Source organism: Kitasatospora sp. NPDC114501, assembly GCF_055633695.1.
In genome coordinates, this window is record NZ_JBVKDS010000008.1 from 373,140 (window position 1) to 380,705 (window position 7,566).

At 71.6% G+C, this 7,566-nt stretch carries 6 protein-coding genes; 3 read left to right on the forward strand and 3 right to left on the reverse strand.

From position 1 onward, the window contains the following. Positions 1–74 precede the first annotated feature (74 nt). On the reverse strand, positions 75–578 hold the full coding sequence (locus tag ACZ7RU_RS17815; RefSeq protein WP_470341860.1) for an SseB family protein: 504 nt from the start codon (positions 576–578) through the stop codon (positions 75–77). Positions 579–791: 213 nt separating this feature from the next. On the opposite strand from ACZ7RU_RS17815, the gene ACZ7RU_RS17820 reads away from it, so the two are divergent. Both ACZ7RU_RS17820 and ACZ7RU_RS17825 read left to right on the forward strand, forming a co-directional pair. Next, on the forward strand, positions 792–2,621 hold the full coding sequence (locus tag ACZ7RU_RS17820; protein WP_470341861.1) for an acyl-CoA dehydrogenase: 1,830 nt from the start codon (positions 792–794) through the stop codon (positions 2,619–2,621). Between the two features lie 247 nt (positions 2,622–2,868). After that, positions 2,869–4,176, forward strand: a complete 1,308-nt coding sequence (locus tag ACZ7RU_RS17825) for a M18 family aminopeptidase (RefSeq protein WP_470341862.1) — start codon at positions 2,869–2,871, stop codon at positions 4,174–4,176. 67 nt (positions 4,177–4,243) lie between these two features. On the opposite strand, the gene ACZ7RU_RS17830 is transcribed toward ACZ7RU_RS17825, so the two are convergent. Together ACZ7RU_RS17830 and ACZ7RU_RS17835 are read right to left on the reverse strand one after the other, a co-directional pair. After that, positions 4,244–6,073 (reverse strand): NHL domain-containing thioredoxin family protein, encoded by a 1,830-nt coding sequence (locus ACZ7RU_RS17830; RefSeq protein ID WP_470341863.1) that lies wholly within the window; start codon positions 6,071–6,073, stop codon positions 4,244–4,246. A 49-nt stretch (positions 6,074–6,122) separates the two neighbouring features. Then, complete coding sequence (locus ACZ7RU_RS17835; protein ID WP_470341864.1) at positions 6,123–6,881, reverse strand: GNAT family N-acetyltransferase; 759 nt, start codon at positions 6,879–6,881, stop codon at positions 6,123–6,125. A gap of 172 nt (positions 6,882–7,053) precedes the next feature. On the opposite strand from ACZ7RU_RS17835, the gene ACZ7RU_RS17840 reads away from it, so the two are divergent. Beyond that, on the forward strand, positions 7,054–7,476 hold the full coding sequence (locus ACZ7RU_RS17840) for a DUF350 domain-containing protein (RefSeq protein WP_470341865.1): 423 nt from the start codon (positions 7,054–7,056) through the stop codon (positions 7,474–7,476). Positions 7,477–7,566 lie beyond the last annotated feature (90 nt).

A 7,566-nucleotide genomic window follows, 5' to 3' on the forward strand; every position in this document is an offset into this window, starting at 1 on the left:
AAGCAAGTTGAAAATTGAACTATGTAGTGACGAAGGGGCGGCGCCCCTTCCCCGGCTCCCTCCCCCAGGATGGGTCAGCCGTACATCCGGCGCATGGTGAAGTCGACCATCTGCTCGACGGCCTTGGCGTCGAACACCATCCGGTGCTCGCCCTCCATGTCCAGCGCGAAGCCGTAGCCGGTCGGCAGCAGGTCCAGGACCTCGGCGCCGGTGACGGTGAAGTGCTTGGAGTCCTTGCCGGCGTAGCGGCGCAGCTCCTTCAGCGAGCTGAACATCGGGATCACCGGCGTCGGCGTGTTGTGCAGTGCCAGGAAGCCCGGGCGCTCGCCGCGGGGGCAGTGCACCTTCGAGGTGATGAAGATCGCCTGGAAGTCCTCGACCGCCATCGAGCCGGTGGTGAAGGCCCGCACGGCGTCCGCGAGTGAGGGCGGCGAGGGTTCGGGGTACAGGGACTGCTGGGGGGGCTGCGACTGCCCGCCGTAGGCGTCGGGTCCGGGCATGCCGTTCATGCCCTGCTGCGGTCCCGCCTGCTGCTGGTAGGGGTCGCCCGGGTATGTGTTCTGGTCATATCCGTACACACGGACAGGCTAGCGGCAGCGCACCCTGCTCCGCTGGCACCGATCCTGACAAGGAGTGGCCGCTCGGGCTGTGGGACGTGACCACGTTCATAGCGGATTCACCGGCGGGGGCTTGCCCAAGTTACCGCTGGGTAGCATCATGATGCCTACTGGTGGGTACGGGACGCCGGAACGCGGCGGTCTCCCGGAAGCGACGAACCGGAGATAACGGCCATGGGTCACTACAAGTCCAACCTGCGTGACGTGGAGTTCAACCTCTTCGAGGTGTTCGGCCGCGAGCAGGTGTACGGCACCGGACCGTTCGCGGACATGGACGTCGAGACCGCGAAGAACATCCTGAGCGAGATCGCGCGCCTCGCCGAGAACGACCTCGCGGCGTCCTTCACCGACACCGACCGCAACCCGCCGGTCTTCGACCCGGAGACCAACACCGCGCCGATCCCGGCCGCCTTCAAGAAGAGCTACCAGGCCTTCATGGACGCCGAGTGGTGGCGTCTGGGCATCCCGGAGTCGATCGGTGGCCAGGTCACCCCGAACTCGCTGATCTGGGCCTTCGCCGAGCAGATCCTGGGCTCCAACCCGGCCGTCTGGATGTACTCCTCCGGCCCGGCCTTCGCCGGCGTCATCGCCGAGGAGGGCACCGAGGAGCAGCTCGAGATCGCCAAGCGGATGACCGACCGCCTGTGGGGCTCCACCATGGTCCTCACCGAGCCCGACGCGGGCTCCGACGTGGGCGCCGGCCGCACCAAGGCGATCCAGCAGGAGGACGGCTCCTGGCACATCGAGGGTGTGAAGCGCTTCATCACCTCGGGCGAGCACGACATGTCCGAGAACATCATCCACATGGTGCTGGCCCGCCCCGAGGGCGGTAAGCCGGGCACCAAGGGCCTGGGCCTGTTCATCGTCCCCAAGTTCGACTTCGACTGGGAGACCGGCGAGCTGGGCGAGCGCAACGGCGTCTACGCCACCAACGTCGAGCACAAGATGGGCCTCAAGGCCTCGAACACCTGCGAGATGACCTTCGGCGCCAAGCACCCGGCCAAGGGCTGGCTGCTCGGCGAGAAGGTCGACGGCATCCGCCAGATGTTCAAGATCATCGAGTTCGCCCGCATGATGGTCGGCACGAAGGCCATCGCCACCCTCTCCACCGGCTACCTGAACGCCCTGGAGTACGCCAAGGAGCGCGTGCAGGGCGCCGACATCTCGCAGTTCCTGGACAAGACCGCCCCGCGCGTCACCATCACCCACCACCCGGACGTGCGCCGCTCGCTGCTCACCCAGAAGGCCTACGCCGAGGGCATGCGCGCGCTGGTCCTGTTCACCGCGTCCACCCAGGACGACATGATGGCCGCCAAGCTGCGCGGCGAGCGCGACGAGGCCGCCGAGCGCCTGAACGACCTGCTGCTGCCGATCGTCAAGGGCTACGGCTCGGAGAAGTCCTACGAGCAGCTCGCCCAGTCGCTGCAGACCTTCGGCGGCTCCGGGTACCTCCAGGAGTACCCGATCGAGCAGTACATCCGTGACGCCAAGATCGACACCCTGTACGAGGGCACCACGGCGATCCAGGGCCAGGACTTCTTCTTCCGCAAGATCGTCAAGGACGGCGGCCAGGCGCTCACCGCGCTGTCCGAGCAGATCCAGAAGTTCCTCGGCTCCGCCGCCGGCGGCGACGCCCTGGCCGCCGAGCGCGAGCTGCTCGCCAAGGCCGCGGGCGACCTGGAGGCGATCGTCGGCAAGCTGTTGGCCGACCTCACCTCGGTCGAGCAGGACGTCAAGAACATGTACAAGGTGGGCCTGAACACCACCCGCCTGCTGATGGTCTCCGGCGACGTCGTGGTCGGCTGGCTGCTGCTGCGCCAGGCCGCGGTGGCCCTGGCCAAGCTGGAGGCCGGCGCCTCGGAGAAGGACGTCCCCTTCTACCAGGGCAAGGTCGCGGCGGCCCGCTTCTTCGCCAAGAACGTCCTGCCGACCGTCGCCCCGCAGCGCCTGATCGCCGAGGGCATCGACAACGAGATCATGGAGCTGGCGGAGGAGGCCTTCTAGGCCCCGTACGTCCCGAACCGCCTGACACACCCTCATACCGAAGGGCCCGGCTGCCACCGGGCCCTTCGGTGTGTCCGGGCCGTGCTCCCGGGAGGCGAAACCTCAGGTCGCACGGGGTGGTTCACTGTTGTGTCCGAGGTTGCGCACCGGACCGGTGTTCCGAATGCCCTGTCCGTGTACGGGCATATGCTCAGGTGCGAAGCCGCCTCCCCATCCGGCTTCGGCCCTCACTCGACCCAGGAGCAGCATGTCGACCGCCGCCCGCCAGGCATTCTTCGACCGGACGCACAGCGACGACCTGATCGCGTTCCTCGGCACCTCCCCGTCCCCGTACCACGCGGTGGCGAGCGCCGCGGAGCGCTTGGAGAAGGCGGGTTTCCGGCAGGTCACCGAGACGGACGCGTGGGACCACGCGGCCGGCGGGCGCTACCTGATCCGCGGCGGCGCGCTGATCGCCTGGTACCTGCCGGAAGGAGCGGGCCCCGAGACCCCGTTCCGCATCGTCGGCACCCACACCGACTCGCCCAACCTGCGGGTCAAGCCGGTGCCGGACACCGGTTCGGAGGGCTGGCGGCAGGTCGCCGTGGAGATCTACGGCGGCGTCCCGCTGAACACCTGGCTGGACCGCGACCTCGGCCTCTCCGGCCGGCTCGCGCTCAAGGACGGCACCGTCCGGCTGGTCCAGCTGGACGAGCCGCTGCTGCGGGTGCCGCAGCTCGCCATCCACCTGGACCGCCAGGTCAACGAGGGCATGAAGCTCGACAAGCAGCGCCACCTCACCCCGATCTGGGGCCTCGGCCCGGTCGACGAGGGCTCGCTGATCTCCTACGTCGCCCAGCGGGCCGGCCTGGCCGCCGCCGACGTGGTCGGCTGGGACCTCATGACCCACGACGTCCAGCCCGCCTCCTACCTGGGCCGCGACCGCGAGCTGCTGGCCGCCCCGCGCCTGGACAACCTGCTCTCGGTGCACGCGGCCACCGCCGCGCTCGCCGCCGTCGCCACCGCCGACGGCGCCGCCGACCTGCCGTACATCCCGGTGCTGGCCGCCTTCGACCACGAGGAGACCGGCAGCGAGTCCGACACCGGCGCGCAGAGCCCGCTGCTCGGCAACGTGCTGGACCGGACGATCCACGCGCGCGGCGGCACCACCGAGGACCGGGCCCGGGCGCTCGCCGGCACCGTCTGCCTCTCCTCGGACATGGGCCACGCCGTCCACCCGAACTACAGCGAGCGGCACGAGCCGGGCCACCACCCGATGCCGAACGGCGGGCCGATCCTCAAGGTCAACGTCAACAACCGCTACGCGACCGACGGCGTCGGCCGGGCGGTGTTCGCGGCCGCCTGTGAGAAGGCGGGCGTGCCGTGGCAGAGCTTCGTCTCCAACAACGCCATGCCCTGCGGTACGACGATCGGCCCGATCACGGCGGCGCGGCTGGGCATCAGGACGGTGGACTGCGGCATCGCGGCGCTCTCCATGCACTCGGCGCGCGAGCTGTGCGGAGCGGAGGACCCGTACCTGCTGGCGAGCGCGCTCAAGGCCTTCCTGGAGGGCTGACGGCGGTGGCGAAAGGGGCCCGGCGTTCGTCCGCCGGGCCCCTTTCGCGCTGTTCCGCGTCCTCGGGCTACTCCATCCCGGCCAGCACCAGCGGCAGGCGGCGGGCGCCGTCGGCGACCAGCTTCACCGGCACGCCCCAGTCCTGCTGGTGCACGTGGCAGGCCGGGTACTCGATCTCCGGGTCGTCGTCGCAGGACGCGGCCATCGCCGAGACGTGCAGCACGCCCTCGGCGACCTCGGCGGAGAGCACCAGCTCACGGGAGAGGTCGCTGTCCGCGCCCGCCCCGGAGACCAGCAGCTCGGGCGGGGTCGCGCTGACCAGCAGCCGGGTGGACGGGCCGTAGCGCTCGTCCAGCTTCTGGCCGTTCGGCGCCTCGAAGACCACGTCCAGCCGGAACGCTCCCGGGGCGACCTCGGTGGCCGCGCGCTGGGTGCGGTGCGCCACCGACTCGACCCGCACCGCCTCCTCCGGCAGCCGCAGCCTGGTCAGCCGGTGCCGGGCCGACTCGACCACCACGATGTCGCCGTCCACCAGCACCGCCCCGGAGGGCTCGCGCAGGTCGGTGGCCAGCGTGCTGACCTCGCCGCTCGCCGGGTCGTAACGGCGCAGCGCGTGGTTGTACGTGTCGGCGACGGCCACCGAGCCGTCCGGCAGCACGGTGACGCCCAGCGGGTGCTGGAACAGGGCCTGCCCGGCGGCGCCGTCGCGGTGGCCGAAGTCGAACAGGCCGGTGCCGACGGCGGTCTCGACCGTCTTGGTTTCACGTGAAACCGAACGCAGCGCGGAGGTCTCCGAGTCGGCGACCCAGAGCCGCTCGCCGTCCGCCGAGACCGCGAGGCCGGAGGGCTGGGCGAACCAGGCCTCGGCGGCGGGCCCGTCCACCAGGCCCTCGTTGGTGGTGCCGGCCGCGACGGCGACGGTGTCGGTGGCCGGGTCGTACGACCACAGCTGGTGCACGCCGGCCATCGCGATCCACACCCGGCCGTCGAACCAGGCGACGTCCCACGGCGAGGAGAGGTCCACCTCGCGGGCCGGGCCCTCGGTGGCCGAGCCCTGCCACCACTGCCGGCCGGTGCCGGCCAGGGTGGTCACCCGGCCGTCGGAGAGGCGGACGCCGCGCAGGGCGTGGTTGACGGTGTCGGCGACGACCACGTCGTACTCCGAGCCCTCCGGCAGCAGCGCGAGGCCCTGCGGCTCGCTGAACCGCGGGCCGACGCCGTCCGCGCCGTCGCCGTCCACCAGGCCGCGCCGCCCGTCGCCGATCCGGCGCACCACCGTCTCGCCGTCCTCGGCCAGCTCGACCAGCGAGTGGTGGCCGGAGTCGGCGACCAGGAAGTGGCCGTTCGGCAGCCGGACCGCCTTGCCGGGGAACTTGAGGTCCCCGGCGGTCGGCTCCGGCGCCACGTACGGGCCGTCGCCGCGGCGCAGCGTGCCCTTCGCGGCGTGCTCGGCCTCCAGCTCCTCGACCAGCCGGGCCAGCGCGTGGGCGTGGCCCTCGCCGGCGTGCTGGGCGACCACGTAGCCCTCCGGGTCGATCACCACCAGCGTCGGCCAGGCCCGCACGGCGTACTGCTTCCAGGTGACCAGCGCCGGGTCGTCCAGCACCGGGTGGTGCACCTCGTAGCGGGCCACGGCGTCGACGACGGCCTGGTGGTCGGCCTCGTGCACGAACTTCGGCGAGTGCACCCCGACGATCACCACGGTGTCGCGGTGCTTCTCCTCCAGCTCCCGCAGCTCGTCCAGGACGTGCAGACAGTTGATGCAGCAGAAGGTCCAGAAGTCCAGGATGGTGATCTTGCCCCGGAAGTCGGCGAGCGTGAGCTCCTTGCCGCCGGTGTTCAGCCAACCGCCTGCCCCGACCAGCTCGGGGGCGCGTACACGTGCACGAGATGCCATGCCCCAATGAAACCGCACGCCGGGTGCCCGCATTCCGGGCGGACCCGGTTCACCGGTTCGGGGTGCGGGCGGCGCTCAGTTCGACGGTCTTCCGGGCGGTGTGGAGCGAGGTCCCGGCCCAGCCGAGCAGGGCCCTGGTGGCCGTGATCGCGGGGATCACGCCCACCCCGCGGTCGGCCAGCAGCCGCTGGACGGCTTCCATGCCGTCGGTGGCGAGCACCGGGCGGCACTCCTCGACCAGTGCGGTCAGGCGGGCGGCGCGCTCCGCCGTCAGGCCGAGGACGTTCGGGAAGAGGTCGGGCTGGGCGAGGTCGGCCTCCCAGCGGGTCTCGCCGTCCTGGGTGCGCATCGTGGGGTAGAGGCCGAGGGCGCGGGCGAGCCTGGCGGAGGCGCGGTGGCGGGGGTGGATGTGGGCGACGGCGGTGGTGATGCCGGCCGAGACGAGGTGGGTGAGCAGGGTGCGGGCCGCCTCGTGGGCCAGGCCCCGGCCCTGCCACGGGGTGCCGAGCACCCAGGCGAGTTCGGCTCCGTCGGCGCGGACCGTGGTCTGCACGTAGCCGGTGAGGGCGCCGTCGGCGCGCAGCCGCAGCACCCAGTTGCCCCAGGCCTCGGCCGGGTCGGGGGAGCCGGCGGCGAGCCGGGCGCAGCGGGCGCGCAGCTCCTCGACGGTGGCCGGGCGGCCGCCGGTGAAGGCGTGCAGCGCCGGGTCGGCGAGCGCGGCCGCCAGCTCCTCGGCGTGTCCGGGGGCGATCGGCAGCAGGTCGAGGCGCTCGCTGCGCAGCTCGGCGGCGGTCAGGTCGGGGTGCATGGCGGTATTGAAGGGGATCGGGGGCCGCCGTGCGACGGGGTTTTCGGCCTGCCGGCAGGCTCCGCCCCTCACTCGGGTGGGGTATCTTTTGCCAACCCTTGACCAGGCGGGTCGGGGGCCCCGGCCGGCCGGTCGGGGGAACGGCGTGAGCGGACCGGGGGCTGGAACCACGATGAACGACATCCTGCACGGGCTCGGTGCGGCGGCGGCCTACGGCGCCCTCGGCGTGGTGCTGCTGCTCCTCGGCATCGGCCTGGTCGACCTGCTGACGCCCGGCCGGCTCGGCCGCCAGATCTGGGTCGAGCGCAACCGCAACGCCGCCCTGCTGCTCAGCTCGGCGCTGCTCGGCATCGGCGGGATCGTCTTCACCGCGATCATGTACACCTACGCCGACTTCGGCAAGGGCCTGGTGTCGACGGCCTGTTACGGGCTGCTCGGGCTGGTGCTGATGGCCGTCGCGTTCTGGCTGGTGGACCTGCTGACGCCGGGCAGGCTCGGCGAGATCCTGGTCGATCCGGAGCCGCACCCGGCGGTGTGGGTGTCCGCCGCCTGCAACATCGCGGTGGCGGCGGTGGTGTCGGCCGCGATCGCCTAGGACTTGTCCGCCCGATCATGTGACTATCGCCTGCCTTGCTCGTTGGTTCGAGCATGGGGCGGGGTGATCTAACGGATGCGGAGTGGGAGC